Source organism: Microbacterium sp. EG9 (assembly GCF_059759475.1).
Window position 1 is genome coordinate 251,333 of record NZ_CM186217.1, and the last position, 17,215, is coordinate 268,547.

A 17,215-nucleotide genomic window follows, 5' to 3' on the forward strand; every position below is an offset into this window, starting at 1 on the left:
CCGAAACCACACGTAAGGACACCCCGTGGCACAAGAAGTGCTCACCGACCTCAACAAGGTCCGCAACATCGGCATCATGGCGCACATCGATGCCGGCAAGACGACGACGACCGAGCGCATCCTGTTCTACACGGGTGTCAACCACAAGCTGGGCGAGACCCACGACGGCGCCTCGACCACCGACTGGATGGAGCAGGAGAAGGAGCGCGGCATCACGATCACGTCGGCCGCCGTCACCTGCTTCTGGAACAAGCACCAGATCAACATCATCGACACCCCGGGCCACGTGGACTTCACGGTCGAGGTGGAGCGCTCGCTCCGCGTCCTCGACGGCGCGGTCGCCGTCTTCGACGGCAAGGAGGGCGTCGAGCCCCAGTCCGAGACCGTCTGGCGTCAGGCCGACAAGTACGACGTGCCCCGCATCTGCTTCGTCAACAAGATGGACAAGCTGGGCGCCGACTTCTACTTCACCGTCGACACCATCGTGAACCGCCTGGGTGCCAAGCCGCTCGTGCTGCAGCTGCCGATCGGTGCCGAGAACGACTTCGTCGGCGTCATCGACCTCGTCGAGATGCGTGCCCTGGTGTGGCCCGGCGACGCCAAGGGTGATGTCACCATGGGCGCCAAGTACGAGGTCCAGGAGATCCCGGCCGACCTGGCCGACCGCGCGGCCGAGTACCGCGAGAAGCTGCTCGAGACGGTCGCCGAGACCGACGAGGCGCTGCTCGAGAAGTACTTCGGCGGCGAGGAGCTCACGCTCGCCGAGATCAAGGGCGCGATCCGCAAGCTCACCGTCGGCGGCGAGCTGTACCCCGTGCTCTGCGGCTCGGCGTTCAAGAACCGCGGTGTCCAGCCGATGCTGGACGCGGTCGTCGACTACCTGCCGTCGCCCCTGGACGTGCCCGCCATCGAGGCGCACGACCCCAAGGACGAGGAGAAGGTCATCGAGCGTCACCCCGACGCCAACGACCCGTTCGCCGCGCTCGCGTTCAAGGTGGCGGTGCACCCGTTCTTCGGTCGCCTCACCTACATCCGCGTGTACTCCGGTCACCTCGACTCCGGCGCCCAGGTCATCAACTCGACCAAGGGCAAGAAGGAGCGCATCGGGAAGATCTTCCAGATGCACGCCAACAAGGAGAACCCGGTTGACTCGGTCACCGCGGGCAACATCTACGCCGTGATCGGCCTCAAGGACACCACCACCGGTGACACCCTGGCCGACCCCGCCGAGCCCGTCGTCCTCGAGTCGATGACCTTCCCCGAGCCCGTCATCGAGGTCGCCATCGAGCCGAAGACCAAGGCCGACCAGGAGAAGCTGGGCACCGCGATCCAGAAGCTGGCCGAAGAGGACCCGACCTTCCGCACCGAGCTCAACCCCGAGACCGGTCAGACGGTCATCAAGGGCATGGGCGAGCTGCACCTCGACATCCTCGTGGACCGCATGAAGCGCGAGTTCAAGGTCGAGGCCAACGTCGGCAAGCCCCAGGTGGCCTACCGCGAGACGATCAAGAAGGCCGTCGAGCGCCACGACTACACCCACAAGAAGCAGACCGGTGGGTCGGGCCAGTTCGCGAAGATCCAGTTCGCGCTCGAGCCCCTCGAGGTCACGGCCGACAAGACGTACGAGTTCGAGAACAAGGTCACCGGTGGCCGTATCCCGCGCGAGTACATCGAGCCGACCAACCAGGGCTTCCAGGACGCGATGAACGTCGGCGTGCTCGCCGGCTACCCCATCGTGGGCGTCAAGGCGATCCTGCTCGACGGTGCATCGCACGATGTCGACTCGTCCGAGATGGCGTTCAAGATCGCCGGCTCGATGGGCTTCAAGGAGGCCGTCCGCAAGGCCGCCCCTGCCATCCTCGAGCCGCTGATGGCCGTCGAGGTGCGCACGCCCGAGGAGTACATGGGCGACGTCATCGGCGACCTGAACTCGCGTCGTGGCCAGATCCAGTCGATGGAGGACGGCTCGGGCATCAAGATCGTCCGCGCGCTCGTCCCGCTGTCGGAGATGTTCGGCTACATCGGCGACCTGCGCTCGAAGACCTCGGGCCGGGCCGTGTACTCGATGGAGTTCGACTCGTACGCCGAGGTCCCCAAGGCCGTCGCCGACGAGATCGTCCAGAAGAACAAGGGCGAGTAACGCTCTGGATGCCGTGCGCAGGGCCGTCTGCGCAGACGGCCCCGCGCACAGCATCCGCACAAACTGAATACAGACCCAGTCGTCTAGACTGACACCCATCCCCGTAGAGCACCGGTCGCAATCCAGCGCCCGGAACCTCTACACGAATGTCCTGAGGAGGACCCAGTGGCCAAGGCCAAGTTCGAGCGGACCAAGCCGCACGTCAACATCGGAACGATCGGTCACGTCGACCACGGCAAGACCACGCTCACCGCTGCCATCTCGAAGGTGCTCGCCGACAAGTACCCGTCGGCGACCAACGTGCAGCGTGACTTCGCGTCGATCGACTCGGCTCCCGAAGAGCGTCAGCGTGGTATCACGATCAACATCTCGCACGTCGAGTACGAGACCCCGAAGCGCCACTACGCGCACGTCGACGCGCCCGGCCACGCCGACTACATCAAGAACATGATCACCGGTGCCGCTCAGATGGACGGCGCGATCCTCGTGGTCGCCGCCACCGACGGCCCGATGGCGCAGACGCGTGAGCACGTCCTGCTCGCCAAGCAGGTCGGCGTGCCCTACCTGCTCGTCGCGCTCAACAAGAGCGACATGGTCGACGACGAGGAGATCCTGGAGCTCGTCGAGCTCGAGGTCCGTGAGCTCCTCAGCTCGCAGGACTTCGACGGCGACAACGCCCCCGTCGTGCGCGTCTCGGGCCTGAAGGCTCTCGAGGGCGACGAGAAGTGGGTCGAGTCGATCGTCGAGCTGATGAACGCCGTCGACGAGTCCATCCCGGACCCGGTGCGCGACAAGGACAAGCCGTTCCTCATGCCCATCGAGGACGTCTTCACGATCACCGGCCGTGGCACGGTCGTCACGGGCCGCGCCGAGCGTGGCACGCTGGCGATCAACTCCGAGGTCGAGATCGTCGGCATCCGCCCGACGCAGAAGACGATCGTCACCGGTATCGAGATGTTCCACAAGCAGCTCGACGAGGCCTGGGCCGGCGAGAACTGTGGTCTGCTCCTGCGCGGCACCAAGCGTGACGACGTCGAGCGTGGTCAGGTCGTCGTCAAGCCGGGTTCGGTCACGCCGCACACCGACTTCGAGGGCACCGCGTACATCCTCTCCAAGGAGGAGGGTGGCCGTCACAACCCGTTCTTCACGAACTACCGCCCGCAGTTCTACTTCCGCACCACCGACGTCACCGGCGTCATCACGCTGCCCGAGGGCACCGAGATGGTCATGCCCGGCGACACCACGGAGATGTCGGTCGAGCTGATCCAGCCGATCGCCATGGAAGAGGGCCTCGGCTTCGCGATCCGTGAGGGTGGCCGCACCGTCGGTGCCGGTACCGTCACCAAGATCCTGAAGTAAGCACTTCGCACCGACGACGCCTCCGGGAGCCTCGCGCTCCCGGAGGCGCCGTCGTTTCCGGGGGTCCGCCCCCTATTGCTCGACGTCGTCTGCGGCCAGAATGGCAGCGAGCGCGCCCGCGCCGCATCGATCGACGAAGAGGGGACGGCCATGGGGCTGGATGACATCGTGAATCAGGGGAAGCAGTTCCTCGAGCAGAACAAGGACAAGATCGACGAGGTGATCCACTCCGACAAGGCGGAGGAGGTCAGCGACAGCGTCCTCGACGCCGCGGCCGACTTCGTCAAGAAGGTCGCCCCGGACCAGTTCGACGCGAAGGTCGACGAGGTGCGCGACCAGGTCGACGGCGCCATCGGCAACTGAGTTCGAGAAGGGTCGGATGCCGCGGCATCCGACCCTTCGTCGTGCCGTGTCGAAAACGAGATCAAAACCGACTTGACGCCGGGACCCGGACCGCTTAGCGTCGACCTTGGTCAGTACGACGCCGGGGGGCTGAGACCGACTGGACGAACTGTGGGGGTTCGTTCCGCCGCACCACGCAGAGAATGCGTGTGTGCACGGTGACAGGTTGTGGGGGCATGAGCGCTGCTCGTGGATTTATGGGGGACGTTCGGGGGACCCGAGCACACTCGCCGCGGTACGGGATCTCCGGCCGCGCGCCTCTCGCTCCTGCCGGCGATGGACGAATCGCCGTCGACGTGGATGCCGGGGGGCTTCCGCGTCGACGCCGTCCGCGCCGTGGCGTCGTCCTCGATGCCGCGCGTCCGCGTCGGGGGGACGCGGCGCGCTGAGACCCGGGACGCGTGATCGGGGGGTCGCGCGTCCCGCGGAGACCGGGAGGGGTGGGCTTTCCCCAAGGGCCCACCCCTCCCCTTTTTGTGCCGTGAACCGGCGCCCGCGGACGGATGCCGAGGCCGCGCGCCGTCCGCGACACGCCCGGGTTTGCGACACGCCCGGGAGGCACGTAGACTAGACCAGTTCCACATTCCTGCGTGCGCGAAAGCGCGGCGCGGGATCACTGCCAGGGCAGTGCATAGGCGGCGCATCCTCTCCACGAGAACGCGCAGTGACCTAGGCCGCGGGCAGCAGAACACGACAATCCGACTCCACCCGGAAACGGGATCCGTGCGCGTGCGCGCGGCGGTCGGGACTGACATCAGAACAGTGGTGCGCAAGTGCCCGGCACAACCCTGTGCCCTGTGCGTCCAATGCCCCCGAGGTACGACGCGAGAAAGAGAGTGAGCAGACAATGGCGGGACAGAAGATCCGCATTCGCCTGAAGTCGTATGACCACGAGGTCATCGACACGTCGGCGCGCAAGATCGTCGACACGGTGACCCGCGCAGGCGCCACCGTCGTGGGCCCCGTGCCCCTTCCGACCGAGAAGAACGTCGTGTGCGTCATCCGGTCGCCCCACAAGTACAAGGACAGCCGCGAGCACTTCGAGATGCGCACCCACAAGCGCCTGATCGACATCATCGACCCGACGCCCAAGGCCGTCGACTCGCTGATGCGCCTCGACCTCCCGGCCGACGTCAACATCGAGATCAAGCTCTGAGGTCCCGGTCATGGCACACATCAACGAAAAGGTTTCCAAGGGCCTGCTCGGCACGAAGCTCGGCATGACCCAGGTCTGGGACGAGAACGGCAAGCTCGTTCCCGTCACCGTCATCGAGGTGGCCCCCAACGTGGTCACCCAGGTGCGCACGCCGGAGCGCGACGGCTACAACGCCGTCCAGATCGCCTACGGCCAGATCGACCCGCGCAAGGTCAACCAGCCCCTGACGGCCCACTTCGAGGCCGCCGGCGTGACCCCTCGCCGCCACCTCACCGAGGTGCGCACCGCGGATGCCGCTGACTACTCACTCGGTCAGGAGCTCACCGTGGACGCCACCTTCGAGGCCGGCCAGCTGGTCGACGTCGTCGGCACCAGCAAGGGCAAGGGCACCGCGGGTGTCATGAAGCGCCACAACTTCAAGGGCGTCTCCGCCTCGCACGGTGCGCACCGCAACCACCGCAAGCCCGGCTCGATCGGCGCCTCGTCGACGCCGAGCCGCGTCTTCAAGGGCATGCGCATGGCCGGCCGTATGGGTGGCGAGCGCGTGACCGTCCTCAACCTCACGGTGCACGCCGTCGACGCCGAGAAGGGTCTGCTGCTCGTCAAGGGCGCCGTCCCCGGTGCGCGCGGCCGCATCGTCTACGTCCGCAACGCAGTGAAGGGTGCCTGATCATGGCTGACTCGACTCTCGCGCTCGACGTCCACAGCCCCAACGGCAAGAAGGCCGGCTCGGTCGAGCTGCCCGCCGCGCTGTTCGACGTCAAGACGAACATCCCCCTCATCCACCAGGTCGTCGTGGCTCAGCTCGCCGCGGCTCGCCAGGGCACGCACTCGACCAAGCGTCGTGGCGAGGTCTCGGGTGCCGGCCGCAAGCCCTTCAAGCAGAAGGGCACGGGTAACGCCCGTCAGGGCTCGATCCGCGCGCCGCACATGACCGGTGGTGGCATCGTCCACGGCCCGAAGCCGCGCGACTACGCCCAGCGCACCCCCAAGAAGATGATCGCCGCCGCCCTGCTGGGCGCGCTGAGCGACCGTGCTCGCGGTGGCCGCCTCCACGTCGTCGACTCGTTCGGCATCGAGGGCGCCCCGTCGACCAAGGCCGCTGCGGCCGTCCTCGCCGAGCTCGCGCCGACCAAGAACGTCCTGGTCGTCATCGAGCGCGGCGACGAGCTGAGCGTCAAGAGCGTGCGCAACCTCGCGTACGTCCACGTGCTCACGTTCGACCAGCTGAACGCCTACGACGTTCTCGTCTCCGACGACATCGTCTTCACCAAGGCCGCCTACGACGCGTTCGTCGCGTCGAAGAGCGCCACCACCGAGGAGGTCTCGGCATGAACGTCTCCGTCAACAAGGACCCGCGCGACATCATCCTGAAGCCGGTCGTCTCGGAGAAGAGCTACGGGCTCATCGACGAGGGCAAGTACACCTTCCTGGTGGACCCGCGCGCCTCGAAGACCGAGATCAAGCTCGCGATCGAGAAGATCTTCGGCGTCAAGGTCGCCGCGGTCAACACGCTCAACCGCACGGGCAAGGCCCGCCGCACCCGCTTCGGCACCGGCAAGCGCAAGGACACCAAGCGCGCCATCGTCACGCTGAAGTCGGGCACCATCGACATCTTCACGGCCGTCGGCTGACAGCTGGGATAGAGGACAACCAACATGGCTATTCGCAAGTACAAGCCCACGACCCCGGGTCGCCGCGGTTCGTCGGTGGCAGACTTCGCCGAGATCACGCGATCGACGCCTGAGAAGTCGCTGCTGCGCCCGCTGTCGAAGACCGGTGGCCGCAACAACCAGGGCCGCATCACCACCCGCCACATCGGTGGCGGCCACAAGCGCCAGTACCGTGTCATCGACTTCCGTCGCAACGACAAGGACGGCGTCGACGCCAAGGTCGCTCACATCGAGTACGACCCCAACCGCACCGCGCGCATCGCGCTGCTGCACTACGTGGACGGCGAGAAGCGTTACATCCTCGCGCCGAACAAGCTGCAGCAGGGCGACGTCGTCGAGTCCGGTCCGGGCGCCGACATCAAGCCGGGCAACAACCTGCCGCTGAAGAACATCCCCACCGGTACGGTCATCCACGCCATCGAGCTCCGCCCCGGCGGCGGCGCGAAGATGGCGCGCTCGGCCGGCGCCTCGGTGCGTCTGGTCGCCAAGGACGGCCCCTACGCGCAGCTCCGTCTGCCGTCGGGCGAGATCCGCAACGTCGACGCGCGCTGCCGCGCCACGATCGGCGAGGTCGGCAACGCCGAGCAGTCCAACATCAACTGGGGCAAGGCCGGCCGCAAGCGCTGGAAGGGCGTGCGCCCGACCGTCCGTGGTGTCGCGATGAACCCGGTCGACCACCCGCACGGTGGTGGTGAGGGCAAGACGTCCGGTGGACGTCACCCCGTCTCTCCTTGGGGCCAGGCTGAGGGTCGCACCCGCCACGCCAACAAGGAAAGCGACAAGTACATCGTCCGCCGTCGCAACGCCGGCAAGAAGCGCAAGTAGGAGTAGAGGAAGATGCCTCGCAGCCTGAAGAAGGGCCCCTTCGTCGACGAGCACCTGCTTCGCAAGGTCGTCTCGCAGAACGATGCCGGCACCAAGAACGTCATCAAGACCTGGTCGCGCCGTTCGATGATCATCCCCGCCATGCTGGGACACACCATCGCCGTGCACGACGGACGCAAGCACATCCCCGTGTTCGTGTCCGAGACCATGGTCGGTCACAAGCTGGGCGAGTTCGCGCCCACCCGCACCTTCCGCGGCCACGAGAAGGACGACAAGAAGGGTCGCCGCCGCTGACGCGGTGGCGTTCCAGAGAGGACTAGAGGAGGAGAGAAATGGTGGAATCCATCGCACGCGTCAAGCACATCCGCGTGACCCCTCAGAAGGCTCGTCGTGTCGTCGCGCTGATCAAGGGCAAGCAGGCTCAGGAGGCCCTGGCCATCCTGAAGTTCGCCCCGCAGGCTGCCAGTGAGCCGATCTACAAGCTCGTGGAGTCGGCGATCGCCAACGCCCGGGTGAAGGCCGACAAGGACAGCGAGTTCCTGGACGAGCAGGACCTGTACGTGGCCAACGCGTACGTGGACGAGGGGTCGACGCTCAAGCGCTTCCGCCCCCGCGCCCAGGGTCGCGCCTTCCAGATCAAGAAGCGCACGAGCCACATCACCATCCAGCTCGCGACCCCCGAGGTTGCCGAGACCAGCAAGAAGGCGAGCAAGTAATGGGACAGAAGGTCAACCCCTACGGCTTCCGCCTCGGCATCACCACGGACCACGTGTCGCGTTGGTTCTCCGACTCCACGAAGCCGGGACAGCGTTACGCCGACTACGTGGCCGAGGACATCAAGATCCGCAAGCTCCTGCAGACGCAGCTGGACCGCGCCGGCGTGAGCGGCATCGAGATCGAGCGCACGCGTGACCGCGTCCGCGTCGACATCCACACCGCCCGCCCGGGCATCGTGATCGGTCGCCGCGGCGCCGAGGCCGAGCGCATCCGCGCCGACCTCGAGAAGCTCACCGGCAAGCAGATCCAGCTGAACATCCTCGAGGTCAAGAACCCCGAGGCCGACGCCCAGCTGGTCGCCCAGGGCATCGCCGAGCAGCTCTCCGCCCGCGTGGCGTTCCGCCGCGCGATGCGCAAGGGCCTGCAGGGCGCGCAGCGCGCCGGTGCCAAGGGCATCCGCATCCAGGTCTCCGGCCGCCTCGGCGGCGCGGAGATGAGCCGCTCGGAGTTCTACCGCGAGGGTCGTGTGCCGCTGCACACGCTGCGCGCGAACATCGACTACGGCTTCTACGAGGCCAAGACCACCTTCGGCCGCATCGGCGTGAAGGTCTGGATCTACAAGGGCGACCTCACCAACAAGGAGCTCGCGCGCGAGCAGGCGAACGCGCCGAAGGCCCCCCGCGGTCGTGACGACCGTGGTGGCGACCGTCGTCGCGCGCCCCGCAACGAGGCGCCCGTCGCAGAAGGAGCATCGGCATAATGCTTATTCCCCGTAAGGTCAAGTACCGCAAGCAGCACCACCCGGGCCGCGCGGGCCAGGCCACCGGCGGCACGAAGGTCTCCTTCGGCGAGTTCGGCATCCAGGCCCTCACCCCCGCGTACGTGACGAACCGTCAGATCGAGTCCGCTCGTATCGCGATGACCCGTCACATCAAGCGCGGTGGCAAGGTGTGGATCAACATCTACCCCGACCGTCCGCTCACCAAGAAGCCGGCCGAAACCCGCATGGGTTCCGGTAAGGGTTCGCCGGAGTGGTGGGTCGCCAACGTCAAGCCGGGTCGCGTCCTCTTCGAGGTCGCGGGCGTCAACGAGCAGCTCGCTCGTGAGGCCCTCACCCGTGCAATCCACAAGCTGCCCCTGAAGGCACGCATCATCAAGCGCGAGGAGGGCGACGCGTAATGGCCGTCGGAACCAAGACGCTCGCTCCCAGCGAGCTGGACACGTTCGAGGACCAGCGCCTCGTCGAGGAGCTGCGCAAGGCCAAGGAAGAGCTGTTCAATCTGCGCTTCCAGTCGGCCACGGGCCAGCTCGAGAGCCACGGCCGCATCCGCGCCGTCAAGCGCGACATCGCGCGGCTCTACACCGTGATCCGCGAGCGCGAGCTGGGCATCCGTGCCACGCCCGCGCCCGTCGAGGTCGCGACCAAGGCGAAGAAGACCAAGGCCAAGAAGGCGGATGACGCTGCCGAGGCCACGAAGGAAGAGGCCGAGTGATGGCTGAGACCACCGAGAAGAAGGCCGCCAAGAAGGCGCCGGCCGCCGAGGCCGTCGTCGAGGCGCCCGTCGCCGGTCACGAGTCGGCTGCGCACGACGTGCGCGACGCCGACGCCCGTGGCTACCGCAAGTCGCGTCGTGGCTACGTCGTGAGCGACAAGATGGACAAGACGATCGTCGTCGAGGTCGAGGACCGCGTGAAGCACCCGCTCTACGGCAAGGTCATCCGCCGCACGTCGAAGGTCAAGGCCCACGACGAGCAGAACAGCGCCGGCATCGGCGACCTCGTGCTCATCAACGAGACCCGGCCGCTGAGCGCCACCAAGCGGTGGCGCCTGGTCGAGATCCTCGAGAAGGCGAAGTAAGAAATGATCCAGACTGAGTCCCGCCTCAAGGTCGCCGACAACACCGGCGCCAAGGAGCTGCTCACGATCCGCGTGCTCGGCGGCTCCAACCGCCGCTACGCCGGTCTCGGCGACATCATCGTCGCGACCGTCAAGGACGCGATCCCCGGCGGCAACGTCAAGAAGGGCGACGTGGTCAAGGCCGTCGTCGTCCGCACCGTCAAGCAGACCCGTCGTGCCGACGGTTCGTACATCAAGTTCGACGAGAACGCCGCCGTCATCCTGAAGAACGACGGGGAGCCCCGCGGCACCCGCATCTTCGGACCGGTCGGTCGTGAGCTTCGCGACAAGAAGTTCATGAAGATCGTCTCGCTCGCACCGGAGGTGATCTGACCCTCATGGCCAAGATCAAGAAGGGTGACCTCGTTCAGGTCATCACTGGCAAGAAGCAGGACAAGGGCGGCGACCGCGGCAAGCAGGGCAAGGTTCTCGACGTCATCGTCGAGCAGAACCGTGTCATCGTCGAGGGCGTCAACTACGTCACGAAGCACAACCGTGTGGGCCAGTCCCAGCGCGGCACCAAGACGGGCGGCATCGAGACGATGGAAGCCCCGATCCACATCTCCAACGTCGCCCTCGTCGACCCCTCGACCAAGAAGCCGACCAAGGTCGGTCACCGTGTCGAGGAGCAGACGAAGGACGGCGTGAAGCGCACCGTCCGTGTGCGCTACGCGAAGAAGAGCGGCAAGGACCTCTGAACATGAGCACCACCACTGCCGCGGCGGCTGGCAAGATCCAGCCCCGCCTGAAGCAGAAGTACCAGGGCGAGATCAAGAAGGCCCTGCAGGACGAGTTCGGCTACGCCAACGTCATGCAGATCCCCGGGATCGTCAAGGTCGTCGTGAACACCGGTGTCGGCGAGGCTGCTCGTGACTCCAAGGTGATCGATGGCGCCGTCGACGACCTCACCAAGATCACCGGCCAGAAGCCGGTCGTCACGAAGGCCCGCAAGTCCATCGCCCAGTTCAAGCTGCGCGAGGGCCAGGCCATCGGCGCGCACGTCACCCTCCGCGGTGACCGCGCGTGGGAGTTCCTGGACCGTCTCGTGAACCTGGCGCTGCCGCGCATCCGCGACTTCCGCGGTCTGTCCCCGAAGCAGTTCGACGGACACGGCAACTACACGTTCGGTCTGCAGGAGCAGTCGGTCTTCCACGAGATCAACCAGGACAAGATCGACCGCGTCCGCGGCTTCGACATCACGATCGTCACCACGGCGAAGACGGATGCCGAGGGCCGGTCGCTGCTGCGCCAGCTGGGCTTCCCGTTCAAGACGGACGAGAACCAGGCCTGACCCACCCCCGACCGCTCCGGTCGGACCATCAAGAAGGTCGGCTGTCGTGTAACGGCATCCGAAACCGCTGAACAAAGGACACCAAGAAATGACGATGACAGACCCGGTCGCTGACATGCTGACCCGTCTGCGCAACGCGAACTCGGCGCACCACGACTCCGTGTCGCTGCCGAGCTCCAAGCTCAAGACCCACATCGCCGAGATCCTCCAGCAGGAGGGCTACATCTCCGGCTGGGAGGTCTCCGACGCCCGTGTCGGCCAGACCCTCACCCTGACGCTCAAGTACGGCCCGAACCGCGAGCGGTCGATCGCCGGCATCAAGCGCGTCTCGAAGCCCGGTCTGCGCGTGTACGCACGCTCGACCGAGATCCCCAAGGTCCTCGGCGGCCTCGGCGTCGCGATCCTGTCCACCTCCTCCGGTCTTCTCACCGACCGTCAGGCAGAGCAGAAGGGCGTGGGTGGGGAAGTCCTCGCCTACGTGTGGTGATCTGACATGTCGCGTATCGGACGTCTTCCCATCGACATCCCCGCCGGCGTCACCGTTTCGGTGGACGGCCAGGACGTCACCGTCAAGGGCCCGAAGGGCGAGCTCGCGCTCTCCGTCGCCAAGCCCATCGAGGTCAAGGTCGAGGAGAACCAGGTCCTGGTCTCCCGCCCCGACGACGAGCGCGAGTCGCGTTCGCTGCACGGGCTGACCCGCACCCTGATCAACAACAACATCATCGGCGTGACCGAGGGCTACACCAAGGGCCTCGAGGTCGTCGGCACCGGTTACCGCGTCGCACAGAAGGGCACGGCGGTCGAGTTCGCGCTCGGCTTCTCGCACCCGGTGCTCGTCGAGGCGCCGGCCGGCATCACGCTGACCGTCGAGGGCAACAACAAGCTCACCGTCAGCGGTATCTCCAAGCAGGCCGTGGGTGAGGCCGCCGCGAACATCCGCAAGATCCGCAAGCCCGAGCCGTACAAGGGCAAGGGTGTGCGCTACGCGGGCGAGGTCGTTCGCCGCAAGGCCGGAAAGGCTGGTAAGTAATCATGGCTGTCAAGTCGAAGAGCGACGCGCGTTCGCGTCGTCACCTGCGCCTTCGCAAGAAGGTCGTGGGCACCGAGGCCCGTCCGCGCCTGGTCGTCACCCGTTCGGCCCGCCACGTCTTCGTCCAGCTCGTGGACGACAGCAAGGGCGTGACCGTCGCGTCGGCGTCGACCCTCGAGTCGGACCTGCGCACGTTCGACGGTGACAAGACCGCGAAGGCGCGCAAGGTCGGCGAGCTCGTCGCCGAGCGTGCGAAGGCGGCCGGCTTCTCGGACGTCGTGTTCGACCGCGGTGGCAACCGCTACGCGGGCCGTGTCGCAGCGATCGCCGAGGGCGCCCGCGAGGGAGGTCTGAACCTGTGAGCGATGCAACTACTCAGAATGTGGAGAACGAAGTGACCGAGCAGGCTGCGGCCACCGCTCCCGTCGAGCGCGAGGCCCGCGAGCCCCGCCGCGGCGGACGCGAGCGCAACCCCAACCGCGACCGCGGTTCGCGCGACGCCGAGAAGAGCCAGTTCCTCGAGCGCGTCGTGACGATCAACCGCGTGTCGAAGGTCGTCAAGGGCGGTCGTCGCTTCAGCTTCACGGCGCTCGTCGTCGTGGGTGACGGCAACGGTCTCGTCGGCGTCGGCTACGGCAAGGCGCGTGAGGTCCCCCTCGCCATCTCCAAGGGTGTCGAAGAGGCCAAGCGCAACTTCTTCCGCGTGCCCCGCACCGGCTCGTCGATCCCGCACCCGGTGCAGGGCGAGGCCGCTGCCGGTGTCGTGCTCCTGCGTCCGGCTGCCGCCGGTACCGGTGTCATCGCCGGTGGTCCGGTTCGCGCCGTGCTCGAGTGCGCCGGCATCCACGACGTGCTCTCCAAGTCCCTCGGCTCGTCGAACACGATCAACATCGTGCACGCGACCGTCGAGGCGCTGAAGCAGCTCGAGGAGCCCCGCGCGGTCGCCGCCCGTCGTGGTCTCGACTTCGACCAGGTGGCTCCCGCCCGTCTGATCCGTGCCGAGGCTGACGCCGCGGCCGCTGCAAAGGGAGGTGCCTGATGGCCGCGCGTCTCAAGGTGACCCAGATCAAGTCCAAGGTGAGCGAGAAGCAGAACCAGCGTGACACGCTGCGTTCGCTCGGCCTGAAGCGGATCGGCGACTCGGTCGTCCGTCCCGACGACGCGCAGACGCGCGGTTACGTCAAGACCGTCGCCCACCTCGTCAAGGTTGAGGAGATCGACTGATGGCCGACAAGGCTGAGAAGGCGACCGAAGAGGTCGTCGAGAAGAAGGCCGCCGCCAAGCCGGCTGCCAAGAAGACCGCCGAGAAGGCTCCCGCCAAGGCTGCGGCCAAGCCGGCCGCGAAGAAGGCTCCCGCCAAGAAGGCGGATGCCGAGGCGTCGCGTCCCGGTGTGCTGAAGGTGCACCACCTGCGTCCCGTCCCGGGCTCCAACACCGCGAAGACCCGTGTCGGTCGTGGTGAGGGCTCGAAGGGTAAGACCGCGGGCCGTGGCACCAAGGGCACCAAGGCCCGCTACCAGGTCAAGATCGGCTTCGAGGGCGGCCAGATGCCGCTGCACATGCGTACGCCGAAGCTGCGCGGGTTCAAGAACCCGTTCCGCGTCGAGTACCAGGTGGTCAACCTCGACAAGCTCGCCGAGCTGTACCCGGCCGGTGGCGACGTCACCGTGAGCGACCTGGTCGCGAAGGGCGCCGTGCGCAAGAACGAGAAGGTCAAGGTGCTCGGCACCGGAGACATCTCGGTCAAGCTCACCGTCGCGGTCGACAAGGTCTCGGGTTCGGCCGAGCAGAAGATCGTCGCCGCGGGCGGTTCGGTCAAGTAATTCCACGGCAGGGGCCGGAGGCGAGCCTCCGGCCCCTGTTGCCGTACTCTGGAAGCGGTGTCCTCGGACGCGTCTCGAGACACCGGTCAGCTCACTGGAGGAAATCCTTTTGTTCAGCGCCGTCAGCGCCATCGCGCGGGTCTTCCGCACCCCGGACCTCCGGCGGAAGATCGGCTTCACTCTCGCGATCATCGCCATCTACCGCCTCGGTGCGCACATTCCGGCGCCCTTCGTGAGCTTCCCGAACGTCCAGTCCTGCCTGCAGCAGACCGGATCGGCCAGTGAGGGCCTGCTCTCCCTGGTCAACCTCTTCTCCGGCGGCGCCCTCCTGCAGCTGTCGATCTTCGCCCTGGGGGTCATGCCCTACATCACGGCGACGATCATCGTGCAGCTGCTGCGCGTCGTCATCCCCCACTTCGAGGCGCTGTACAAGGAGGGGCAGTCCGGTCAGGCCCGCCTCACGCAGTACACCCGCTACCTCACGATCGCGCTCGCGCTGCTGCAGTCGACCACGCTGGTCACGGTGGCCCGCTCCGGTCAGCTGTTCGGCACGACGGGCATCGCGGAGTGCAACGCCCTGCTGACCAACGACGTGTGGTGGGCGCAGCTGCTGATGATCATCACGCTGACCGCCGGCACCGGCCTCATCATGTGGTTCGCCGAGCTCGTCACCGAGCGCGGCGTCGGCAACGGCATGTCGATCCTCATCTTCACCTCGATCGCGGCGCAGTTCCCGGCCGCGATGTGGGCCATCGCCACCTCGCGCGGCTTCGAGGTCTTCCTCCTGGTGCTCGCGGTCGGCATCGTCGTCGTGGCCCTCGTGGTGTTCGTCGAGCAGTCGCAGCGGCGCATCCCGGTGCAGTACGCGAAGCGGATGGTCGGTCGGCGCACGCTCGGTGGGACGAACACGTATATCCCGATCAAGGTGAACATGGCGGGCGTCGTCCCGGTCATCTTCGCCTCGTCGCTGCTGTACATCCCCGCGCTGATCGCCCAGTTCAACCAGACGCCCGACGCGAACGGCAACATCCCGGGCTGGGTGACCTGGATCCAGCAGTACCTCACCAAGGGCGATCACCCGCTCTACATGCTGCTGTACTTCCTGCTCATCGTCGGCTTCACCTACTTCTACGTCGCGATCACCTTCAACCCCGTCGAGGTCGCCGACAACATGAAGAAGTACGGCGGCTTCATCCCCGGCATCCGGGCCGGTCGCCCCACGGCGGAGTACCTCGACTACGTCCTGACGCGCATCACGCTGCCGGGCTCGATCTACCTCGGTCTCATCGCGTTGCTGCCGCTCGTGGCGCTTGCCACCGTCAGCGCCAACCAGAACTTCCCGTTCGGCGGCGCGTCGATCCTCATCATCGTCGGTGTGGGTCTGGAGACGGTCAAGCAGATCGACGCGCAGCTGCAGCAGCGCCACTACGAAGGGCTGCTGCGATGACCGCTGCGCGACTGCTCATCATCGGCCCGCAGGGCTCCGGCAAGGGCACGCAGGGCGTGCGGGTGGCCGAGGCCCTCGGCATCCCCGCCGTCTCGACGGGCGACGTCTTCCGCGCCAACGTGAAGGACGGCACCGAGCTGGGTCTGAAGGTGAAGGCCATCATCGACGCCGGCGACCTCGTGCCCGACGAGCTGACGGGCGAGATCGTCCGCGACCGGCTCGCGCAGCCGGATGCCGCGGCGGGCTTCCTGCTCGACGGCTACCCGCGCAACCTCGGTCAGGTCGGCGACCTCGACGCGTTCCTCGACGCGCGCGACGAGCCGCTGACCGCGGTCATCGAGCTGGTCGTGCCGCGCGAGGAGTCGATCCGGCGTCTGTCGCTGCGCGCGACCGAGCAGGGCCGCGCGGACGACAACGAGGAGTCGATCGCCAAGCGCCTCGCGATCTACGAGTCCGAGACGGCCCCGATCCTCGACGTGTACCGCCAGCGCGGCATCGTCGACCAGATCGACGGCGTCGGCACGTTGGACGAGGTCTACGCACGCATCACCGCCGCGCTGACGGCGCGCGGCATCACGGCCGCCGCGCTCTGATGGGGCTGCGCCGCTCCCTGTACAAGACCCCTGCGCAGCTGCGCTCGATGGTCGAGCCGGGACTCATCACCGCGGCCGCGCTCGACGCGGTCCGTGCGCTGGTCGCCCCCGGTGTGACGACGGCAGAGCTGGATGCCGCGGCATCCGATGTCATCGTCGCCCGCGGTGCCGAGTCGAACTTCCAGCTGGTGCGCGGGTACCGGCACACGACCTGCATCTCCGTCAACGACCAGGTCGTCCACGGCATCCCCGGCGGGCGCGTGCTGGAGCCGGGTGACATCGTCTCGATCGACGCCGGCGCGCAGTTCAAGGGCTGGAACGGCGACTCGGCGATCACGGTCGTGGTGCCCGGGGGCGACCCGGGTGTGCGGGCCGCGCGCGAGCGCCTGTCGGCGGTCACGGAGGGCTCGCTCTGGGCGGGCGTCGCGGCGCTCGCGTCCGCGGCGCGGGTCGGCGAGATCGGCGACGCCGTCCAGGGCTACATCGAGCGCTCCGGCGAGGGCTACGGCATCCTGCGCGACTACGTCGGTCACGGCATCGGGCGCCGGATGCACGAGGGCCCGACCGTCTTCAACTACCGGGTCGACGACCTCGGCCCCGCCGTGCGGCCGGGCCTGTGCCTCGCGATCGAGCCCATGGTCACGGGGGGCTCGGACCAAACGTACGTCGAGGACGACGACTGGACCGTCACGACCGTCGACGGCAGCGACGGCTGTCACTGGGAGCACAGCGTCGCCGTGCACGAGGGCGGCATCTGGGTGCTGACCGCCGCCGACGGCGGCGCCGCATCCCTCGCCCCCTTCAACGTGACCCCCACCCCCATCCCCTAACTCCCCCCACCCGCACCCGCGAGCCGCTACGC

At 67.2% G+C, this 17,215-nt stretch carries 26 protein-coding genes; all 26 read left to right on the plus strand.

Annotated elements, in window-relative coordinates:
* Positions 1-25: 25 nt before the first annotated feature.
* Positions 26-2,140: an elongation factor G gene (gene fusA, locus AC6CQV_RS01030; protein ID WP_060960248.1), complete on the plus strand. Its 2,115-nt coding sequence runs from the start codon at positions 26-28 to the stop codon at positions 2,138-2,140.
* 165 nt (positions 2,141-2,305) lie between these two features.
* On the plus strand, positions 2,306-3,499 hold the full coding sequence (gene tuf, locus AC6CQV_RS01035) for an elongation factor Tu (RefSeq protein WP_060960249.1): 1,194 nt from the start codon (positions 2,306-2,308) through the stop codon (positions 3,497-3,499).
* A 150-nt stretch (positions 3,500-3,649) separates the two neighbouring features.
* The gene (locus AC6CQV_RS01040; protein WP_060960346.1) at positions 3,650-3,862 is read left to right on the plus strand and encodes an Rv0909 family putative TA system antitoxin; all 213 of its coding nucleotides are present in this window, start codon (positions 3,650-3,652) and stop codon (positions 3,860-3,862) included.
* An 886-nt stretch (positions 3,863-4,748) separates the two neighbouring features.
* Positions 4,749-5,057 (plus strand): 30S ribosomal protein S10, encoded by a 309-nt coding sequence (gene rpsJ, locus AC6CQV_RS01045; protein WP_005050520.1) that lies wholly within the window; start codon positions 4,749-4,751, stop codon positions 5,055-5,057.
* Positions 5,058-5,067: 10 nt separating this feature from the next.
* Positions 5,068-5,727: a 50S ribosomal protein L3 gene (gene rplC, locus AC6CQV_RS01050; protein WP_060960250.1), complete on the plus strand. Its 660-nt coding sequence runs from the start codon at positions 5,068-5,070 to the stop codon at positions 5,725-5,727.
* Between the two features lie 2 nt (positions 5,728-5,729).
* A complete protein-coding gene (gene rplD, locus AC6CQV_RS01055; RefSeq protein WP_060960251.1) occupies positions 5,730-6,392 on the plus strand; it encodes a 50S ribosomal protein L4 in 663 nt (220 codons plus the stop codon).
* On the plus strand, positions 6,389-6,691 hold the full coding sequence (gene rplW / locus AC6CQV_RS01060) for a 50S ribosomal protein L23 (RefSeq protein WP_060960252.1): 303 nt from the start codon (positions 6,389-6,391) through the stop codon (positions 6,689-6,691). The genes rplD and rplW overlap by 4 nt, the downstream gene beginning before the upstream one ends.
* A 24-nt stretch (positions 6,692-6,715) precedes the next feature.
* Entirely contained in the window at positions 6,716-7,555 is an 840-nt protein-coding gene (gene rplB / locus AC6CQV_RS01065; protein ID WP_060960253.1) for a 50S ribosomal protein L2, read from the plus strand.
* Positions 7,556-7,567: 12 nt separating this feature from the next.
* Positions 7,568-7,849 carry a 30S ribosomal protein S19 gene (gene rpsS, locus AC6CQV_RS01070; protein ID WP_005050512.1) on the plus strand — a complete coding sequence of 94 codons (282 nt, stop codon included), beginning with the start codon at positions 7,568-7,570 and terminating at the stop codon, positions 7,847-7,849.
* Positions 7,850-7,887: 38 nt separating this feature from the next.
* Complete coding sequence (gene rplV, locus AC6CQV_RS01075) at positions 7,888-8,271, plus strand: 50S ribosomal protein L22 (protein WP_005050511.1); 384 nt, start codon at positions 7,888-7,890, stop codon at positions 8,269-8,271.
* Entirely contained in the window at positions 8,271-9,032 is a 762-nt protein-coding gene (rpsC, locus tag AC6CQV_RS01080; RefSeq protein ID WP_005050510.1) for a 30S ribosomal protein S3, read from the plus strand. Before rplV ends, rpsC begins: the two co-directional genes overlap by 1 nt.
* Positions 9,032-9,451 carry a 50S ribosomal protein L16 gene (gene rplP, locus AC6CQV_RS01085; protein WP_016463572.1) on the plus strand — a complete coding sequence of 140 codons (420 nt, stop codon included), beginning with the start codon at positions 9,032-9,034 and terminating at the stop codon, positions 9,449-9,451. Before rpsC ends, rplP begins: the two co-directional genes overlap by 1 nt.
* Positions 9,451-9,765, plus strand: coding sequence for a 50S ribosomal protein L29 (gene rpmC / locus AC6CQV_RS01090; RefSeq protein ID WP_060960254.1), 315 nt, complete (start codon positions 9,451-9,453; stop codon positions 9,763-9,765). Before rplP ends, rpmC begins: the two co-directional genes overlap by 1 nt.
* Positions 9,765-10,130, plus strand: a complete 366-nt coding sequence (gene rpsQ, locus AC6CQV_RS01095; RefSeq protein ID WP_060960255.1) for a 30S ribosomal protein S17 — start codon at positions 9,765-9,767, stop codon at positions 10,128-10,130. Before rpmC ends, rpsQ begins: the two co-directional genes overlap by 1 nt.
* A 3-nt stretch (positions 10,131-10,133) precedes the next feature.
* Positions 10,134-10,502: a 50S ribosomal protein L14 gene (gene rplN / locus AC6CQV_RS01100; RefSeq protein ID WP_018171454.1), complete on the plus strand. Its 369-nt coding sequence runs from the start codon at positions 10,134-10,136 to the stop codon at positions 10,500-10,502.
* Positions 10,503-10,507: 5 nt separating this feature from the next.
* On the plus strand, positions 10,508-10,867 hold the full coding sequence (gene rplX, locus AC6CQV_RS01105; protein WP_060960256.1) for a 50S ribosomal protein L24: 360 nt from the start codon (positions 10,508-10,510) through the stop codon (positions 10,865-10,867).
* Between the two features lie 2 nt (positions 10,868-10,869).
* Complete coding sequence (gene rplE / locus AC6CQV_RS01110; RefSeq protein ID WP_060960257.1) at positions 10,870-11,460, plus strand: 50S ribosomal protein L5; 591 nt, start codon at positions 10,870-10,872, stop codon at positions 11,458-11,460.
* An 88-nt stretch (positions 11,461-11,548) separates the two neighbouring features.
* A complete protein-coding gene (gene rpsH, locus AC6CQV_RS01115; protein ID WP_005050503.1) occupies positions 11,549-11,947 on the plus strand; it encodes a 30S ribosomal protein S8 in 399 nt (132 codons plus the stop codon).
* Positions 11,948-11,953: 6 nt separating this feature from the next.
* Entirely contained in the window at positions 11,954-12,490 is a 537-nt protein-coding gene (gene rplF / locus AC6CQV_RS01120; protein ID WP_101306891.1) for a 50S ribosomal protein L6, read from the plus strand.
* A gap of 2 nt (positions 12,491-12,492) precedes the next feature.
* Positions 12,493-12,852, plus strand: coding sequence for a 50S ribosomal protein L18 (gene rplR / locus AC6CQV_RS01125; protein ID WP_005050501.1), 360 nt, complete (start codon positions 12,493-12,495; stop codon positions 12,850-12,852).
* Positions 12,853-12,884: 32 nt separating this feature from the next.
* Positions 12,885-13,529, plus strand: coding sequence for a 30S ribosomal protein S5 (rpsE, locus tag AC6CQV_RS01130; protein ID WP_223848740.1), 645 nt, complete (start codon positions 12,885-12,887; stop codon positions 13,527-13,529).
* The gene (gene rpmD / locus AC6CQV_RS01135) at positions 13,529-13,714 is read left to right on the plus strand and encodes a 50S ribosomal protein L30 (protein WP_060960260.1); all 186 of its coding nucleotides are present in this window, start codon (positions 13,529-13,531) and stop codon (positions 13,712-13,714) included. The genes rpsE and rpmD overlap by 1 nt, the downstream gene beginning before the upstream one ends.
* Positions 13,714-14,313 (plus strand): 50S ribosomal protein L15, encoded by a 600-nt coding sequence (gene rplO, locus AC6CQV_RS01140; RefSeq protein WP_101306890.1) that lies wholly within the window; start codon positions 13,714-13,716, stop codon positions 14,311-14,313. Before rpmD ends, rplO begins: the two co-directional genes overlap by 1 nt.
* A 109-nt stretch (positions 14,314-14,422) precedes the next feature.
* The gene (gene secY, locus AC6CQV_RS01145; protein WP_060960262.1) at positions 14,423-15,760 is read left to right on the plus strand and encodes a preprotein translocase subunit SecY; all 1,338 of its coding nucleotides are present in this window, start codon (positions 14,423-14,425) and stop codon (positions 15,758-15,760) included.
* On the plus strand, positions 15,757-16,353 hold the full coding sequence (locus tag AC6CQV_RS01150; protein WP_498260033.1) for an adenylate kinase: 597 nt from the start codon (positions 15,757-15,759) through the stop codon (positions 16,351-16,353). The genes secY and AC6CQV_RS01150 overlap by 4 nt, the downstream gene beginning before the upstream one ends.
* Positions 16,353-17,183 carry a type I methionyl aminopeptidase gene (gene map, locus AC6CQV_RS01155; RefSeq protein ID WP_060960264.1) on the plus strand — a complete coding sequence of 277 codons (831 nt, stop codon included), beginning with the start codon at positions 16,353-16,355 and terminating at the stop codon, positions 17,181-17,183. The genes AC6CQV_RS01150 and map overlap by 1 nt, the downstream gene beginning before the upstream one ends.
* Positions 17,184-17,215 lie beyond the last annotated feature (32 nt).

What these genes read in the sequence shown, in the direction of transcription:
- AC6CQV_RS01040 (WP_060960346.1), top strand. Translation starts at nt 3,650, where the DNA reads ATGGGGCTGGATGACATCGTGAATCAGGGGAAGCAGTTCCTCGAGCAG.
- rpsJ (WP_005050520.1), top strand. Translation starts at nt 4,749, where the DNA reads ATGGCGGGACAGAAGATCCGCATTCGCCTGAAGTCGTATGACCACGAG.
- rplC (WP_060960250.1), top strand. Translation starts at nt 5,068, where the DNA reads ATGGCACACATCAACGAAAAGGTTTCCAAGGGCCTGCTCGGCACGAAG.
- rplD (WP_060960251.1), top strand. Translation starts at nt 5,730, where the DNA reads ATGGCTGACTCGACTCTCGCGCTCGACGTCCACAGCCCCAACGGCAAG.
- rplW (WP_060960252.1), top strand. Translation starts at nt 6,389, where the DNA reads ATGAACGTCTCCGTCAACAAGGACCCGCGCGACATCATCCTGAAGCCG.
- rplB (WP_060960253.1), top strand. Translation starts at nt 6,716, where the DNA reads ATGGCTATTCGCAAGTACAAGCCCACGACCCCGGGTCGCCGCGGTTCG.
- rpsS (WP_005050512.1), top strand. Translation starts at nt 7,568, where the DNA reads ATGCCTCGCAGCCTGAAGAAGGGCCCCTTCGTCGACGAGCACCTGCTT.
- rplV (WP_005050511.1), top strand. Translation starts at nt 7,888, where the DNA reads ATGGTGGAATCCATCGCACGCGTCAAGCACATCCGCGTGACCCCTCAG.
- rpsC (WP_005050510.1), top strand. Translation starts at nt 8,271, where the DNA reads ATGGGACAGAAGGTCAACCCCTACGGCTTCCGCCTCGGCATCACCACG.
- rplP (WP_016463572.1), top strand. Translation starts at nt 9,032, where the DNA reads ATGCTTATTCCCCGTAAGGTCAAGTACCGCAAGCAGCACCACCCGGGC.
- rpmC (WP_060960254.1), top strand. Translation starts at nt 9,451, where the DNA reads ATGGCCGTCGGAACCAAGACGCTCGCTCCCAGCGAGCTGGACACGTTC.
- rpsQ (WP_060960255.1), top strand. Translation starts at nt 9,765, where the DNA reads ATGGCTGAGACCACCGAGAAGAAGGCCGCCAAGAAGGCGCCGGCCGCC.
- rplN (WP_018171454.1), top strand. Translation starts at nt 10,134, where the DNA reads ATGATCCAGACTGAGTCCCGCCTCAAGGTCGCCGACAACACCGGCGCC.
- rplX (WP_060960256.1), top strand. Translation starts at nt 10,508, where the DNA reads ATGGCCAAGATCAAGAAGGGTGACCTCGTTCAGGTCATCACTGGCAAG.
- rplE (WP_060960257.1), top strand. Translation starts at nt 10,870, where the DNA reads ATGAGCACCACCACTGCCGCGGCGGCTGGCAAGATCCAGCCCCGCCTG.
- rpsH (WP_005050503.1), top strand. Translation starts at nt 11,549, where the DNA reads ATGACGATGACAGACCCGGTCGCTGACATGCTGACCCGTCTGCGCAAC.
- rplF (WP_101306891.1), top strand. Translation starts at nt 11,954, where the DNA reads ATGTCGCGTATCGGACGTCTTCCCATCGACATCCCCGCCGGCGTCACC.
- rplR (WP_005050501.1), top strand. Translation starts at nt 12,493, where the DNA reads ATGGCTGTCAAGTCGAAGAGCGACGCGCGTTCGCGTCGTCACCTGCGC.
- rpmD (WP_060960260.1), top strand. Translation starts at nt 13,529, where the DNA reads ATGGCCGCGCGTCTCAAGGTGACCCAGATCAAGTCCAAGGTGAGCGAG.
- rplO (WP_101306890.1), top strand. Translation starts at nt 13,714, where the DNA reads ATGGCCGACAAGGCTGAGAAGGCGACCGAAGAGGTCGTCGAGAAGAAG.
- AC6CQV_RS01150 (WP_498260033.1), top strand. Translation starts at nt 15,757, where the DNA reads ATGACCGCTGCGCGACTGCTCATCATCGGCCCGCAGGGCTCCGGCAAG.
- map (WP_060960264.1), top strand. Translation starts at nt 16,353, where the DNA reads ATGGGGCTGCGCCGCTCCCTGTACAAGACCCCTGCGCAGCTGCGCTCG.